This window comes from Mycobacterium sp. E740, from assembly GCF_001672895.1.
Classification (GTDB): domain Bacteria; phylum Actinomycetota; class Actinomycetes; order Mycobacteriales; family Mycobacteriaceae; genus Mycobacterium.
The window spans coordinates 1-3,820 of the sequence record NZ_LZKP01000027.1 but is presented as its reverse complement, the minus strand read 5'-3'; the positions used below and the strand labels follow the sequence as shown (position 1 = coordinate 3,820).

4 protein-coding genes and 1 pseudogene are annotated in these 3,820 nt (G+C 66.0%); 3 read left to right on the top strand and 2 right to left on the bottom strand.

The annotated features are described in order from the left end of the window. Positions 1 to 17: 17 nt before the first annotated feature. From A5663_RS02415 to A5663_RS02405, 3 genes are all read left to right on the top strand, one after another. Positions 18 to 725: a TetR/AcrR family transcriptional regulator gene (locus A5663_RS02415; protein WP_068143519.1), complete on the top strand. Its 708-nt coding sequence runs from the start codon at positions 18 to 20 to the stop codon at positions 723 to 725. Beyond that, positions 722 to 1,561, top strand: coding sequence for a polyphosphate kinase 2 family protein (locus tag A5663_RS02410; protein WP_068143517.1), 840 nt, complete (start codon positions 722 to 724; stop codon positions 1,559 to 1,561). The genes A5663_RS02415 and A5663_RS02410 overlap by 4 nt, the downstream gene beginning before the upstream one ends. Before the next feature lie 115 nt (positions 1,562 to 1,676). Further along, complete coding sequence (locus tag A5663_RS02405) at positions 1,677 to 2,525, top strand: DUF559 domain-containing protein (protein ID WP_068143514.1); 849 nt, start codon at positions 1,677 to 1,679, stop codon at positions 2,523 to 2,525. A gap of 34 nt (positions 2,526 to 2,559) precedes the next feature. On the opposite strand, the gene A5663_RS02400 is transcribed toward A5663_RS02405, so the two are convergent. Then, on the bottom strand, positions 2,560 to 3,423 hold the full coding sequence (locus A5663_RS02400; protein ID WP_255396123.1) for a 3-hydroxybutyryl-CoA dehydrogenase: 864 nt from the start codon (positions 3,421 to 3,423) through the stop codon (positions 2,560 to 2,562). A gap of 78 nt (positions 3,424 to 3,501) precedes the next feature. Beyond that, a pseudogene (locus A5663_RS02395) lies at positions 3,502 to 3,820 on the bottom strand (isocitrate lyase); the annotation flags it as partial.

The window sequence follows — 3,820 nt, the reverse complement described above, 5'->3', positions numbered from 1 at the left end:
AGCGGATAACGGGGACAGTGGCACAGCAGACCGAAGCGATCGCGGTCAAGACGGACGGCCGCAAGCGGCGATGGCATCAGCACAAGGTGGAGCGCCGTAATGAACTGGTGGACGGCACGCTGGAAGCCATCCGCCGGCGCGGCAGCAACGTCAGCATGGACGAGATCGCTGCCGAGATCGGCGTCTCCAAGACGGTGCTGTACCGCTACTTCGTCGACAAGAACGACCTGACCACCGCGGTGATGATGCGGTTCGCGCAGACCACGCTGATCCCGAACATGGCGGCTGCGTTGTCGTCGAACCTGGACGGTTTCGCGCTGACCCGCGAGATCATCCGCGTCTACGTCGAGACCGTGGCCGCCGAACCCGAGCCCTACCAGTTCGTCATGGCCAACAACTCGGCGAGCAAGAACCGCGCGATCGCGACGTCGGAGCAGATCATCGCGCGGATGCTGGCGGTGATGTTGCGCCGTCGCATGGTGGCGGCCGGCATGGACACCGGTGGTGTCGAGCCGTGGGCGTATCACACCGTCGGCGGGGTGCAGCTCGCCACACACTCGTGGATGTCGAACCCGCGGATGAGTTCCGACGAGCTGATCGACTACCTGACCATGCTGTCGTGGAATGCGTTGTGCGGCATCGTCGAAGTGGGCGGGTCGCTGGAGAGGTTCCGGAGCCAGCCACACCCGTCGCCGATGCTGCCTGCGCCACGGACCGACCGGTGAGTTCGAAGATCCCCGAGGCCCTGCGGTTCCGCGCTGGCGACACGGTGGCGGGGATCGATCCCGAGGCGACGCCGGGGTTCGGCGGGTCGAAGTCCGATGCGGTGGCCGTTCAGGCGGACCGCAGCGCGCGGTTGGCGGAGTTGCAGGAGATGCTCTACGCGAACTGGAAGGCCGCCGACGATCCCCGCTCGATACTGCTGGTGTTGCAGGGCATGGACGCAGCGGGTAAGGGCGGGATCGTCAAACACGTTGTCGGAGCGGTGAATCCGATGGGTGTGCGCTACACCGCGTTCGGCAAGCCGACAGACGAAGAGCTGGCGCACGACTTCTTGTGGCGTGTCCGGCGGGCGCTGCCGCCGCCGGGGCACATCGGCGTCTTCGACCGGTCGCACTACGAGGACGTGCTCATCGTGCGAGTGCACAACCTGGTACCGCCCGAGGTCTGGGGTGCCCGGTACGACGAGATCAACGCCTTCGAGCGTGAACTCGTCGACGGCGGAACGACTCTGGTGAAAGTCGCGATGTTCATCTCGCTCGACGAGCAGAAGGAGCAGTTGCTCGAGCGACTCGACGACCCGACGAAGTACTGGAAGTACAACCCGGGCGACATCGACGAGCGCCTCAAGTGGCCGCAGTACCAGCAGGCCTACCAGGCGATGCTCGACCGGACGTCGACCGACTATGCGCCGTGGCACGTCGTACCCTGCAATCGCAGGTGGTACAGCAGGCTCGCGGTCACCGAGTTGCTGATCCAGGCGCTGGAAGGGCTCGACTTGTCCTACCCCGCAGCAGATTTCGACGTCAAAGCGGAACGGCGCCGGTTGCTGTCGTCGTAATCTCGCCGAGTGCACGCTCCACGTGCGGATAAGCGCCGAAAACGTCCGTGGACCGTGCACTCGGCGAGGGAAATTGGTGCGCTGGAGGCGCTTCGTCAGGCCCGACGATTGACACGTGCACAGCGACGTCATCCTCGGCTCAGAAGCGCTGGCGTCGGGTGCGGTGACCCGGCGGGGCCTTGCCCGCCGATACGTGCGGCTGCACCGTGACGTGTACGCGCCCGTCGGCCTGACGCTGACCCCACGCGATAGGGCCTACGCAGCCTGGCTGTGGTCGGGTCGACGGGCCATATTCGTCGGGCACTCAGCAGCTGCGATCCTCGGCAGCAAGTGGCTCCCGGATGACGCACCGGTCGAGATCGCACATCCGCGACGGCCCGCGACCGACGGCATTGTCGTCCGCAGTGACGTGCTCGCCGACGACGAGATCGAGTACCTCGACGGTTTCATGTGCACCACGCCCGAGCGCACGGCTTTCGACCTGGGCCGTCGACTCCCCTTGGAAACCGCCATCATTCGTATCGACGCACTGCTGAACGCGACTTGGACCAAACCCGCGGGCGTGGCGGGCGTCGCAGGGCGCTACCCAGGCGCACGCGGCATTCGCTCCCTTCGCACGGCGCTGAATCTCGTTGACGGCGGAGCAGAATCACCCCAGGAGACGCGGCTTCGGCTGCTACTCGTCGGAGCGGGACTGCCGCGGCCCGTCACGCAGATTCCGGTCGGGCGCCGGCGTATCGACATGGGCTGGCCGGATCGTCTGGTAGGCGTGGAGTACGACGGCGAACGGCACTTCACGAACCCTGCCGACTACGCCGCCGACATCGAGCGCCTCGAATTCCTGGCGAGCCAAGGTTGGTCGATCGTGCGGGTGAGCTCACGGCAATTGCGCTACGAACAGGACCGCATCATCGCGCGCGTCAAGGCAGCACTCGCGTCGAGTGCACGCTCCAGGTACGGATAAGCGGCGAAAACGTACGTGGAGCGTGCGTTCGGCGCTAGTAGGTGTAGAAGCCGCGGCCCGACTTCTTGCCCAACTGACCGGCCTCGACCATCCGCAGCAGCAGCGGCGGCGGCGCGTAGTGGGCATCCTTCAGTTCTTCGAACATCGAGTCGGCGATGAGCTTCATGGTGTCGAGCCCGATCAGGTCGCTCAGCCGCAGCGGGCCCATCGGGTGCGACAGCCCCGCGACGATCGCCGTGTCGACGTCCTCGACCGTCGCGACGCCGGCCTCGACCATCCGGATGGCCGACAACAGGTACGGCACCAGCAGCGCGTTGACCACGAACCCTGAGCGGTCGCTGCAGCGCACCACCTGCTTGCCCAGCACCTCGCTCGCGAACTTCTCGACCCGCGCCACCGCCTCGTCCGACGTCACCAGCGTGTTGACCAGTTCGACGAGCGGCAGCACCGGTACCGGGTTGAAGAAGTGCAGCCCCAGCACGCGGCTCGGATTCTTCGTCGCCGCAGCGATTTTCATGATCGGGATGCTCGACGTGTTCGATGCCAGCACCGCCTGCGGGTCGGTGATGATCTCGTCGAGCTGGGCGAAGATCTTCCCCTTGACGGCCTCGTCCTCGACGACGGCCTCGATCACGAGCTGACGGTCGACCAGGTCGGCGAGGTCCGTGGTGTAGGTCAGGCGAGCCAGGGTCGCGTCACGGTCGCTCTCCGAGAGCTTGCCCTTGCTCGCCGCCCGCTCCAGCGACCCGGTGATGCGCTTGCGCCCGGACTCGAGGAACTCCTCGGACGGTTCGTAGACGACGACGTGCGCGCCGGCCTTCGCAGCAACCTCGGCGATGCCGCTGCCCATCTGCCCGGCGCCCACGATGCCGACTCGTTCGATGCCTACTCGTTCGATGCTCACGAATTCTCCTCCTGCAGCGATGAGCCCCGCCCGGATCACCAGGCGGGGCTCATGCTGTCATGCCTCAGCGACTCAGTGGAACTGACCCTCTTCGGTCGATCCGGCGAGCGCCGTGGTCGACGAGTTCGGGTCGACCGTGGTGGCGATCCGATCGAAGTAACCGGCGCCGACCTCGCGCTGGTGCTTGGTCGCGGTGTAACCCCGCTCCTCGGCGGCGAACTCGCGCTCCTGCAGCTCGACGTACGCGCTCATCTGGTTGCGGGCGTAGCCGTAGGCCAGATCGAACATCGAGTAGTTCAGCGCGTGGAAGCCGGCCAGCGTGATGAACTGGAACTTGAAGCCCATCGCGCCCAGCTCCTTCTGGAACTTCGCGATCGTCGCGTCGTCGAGG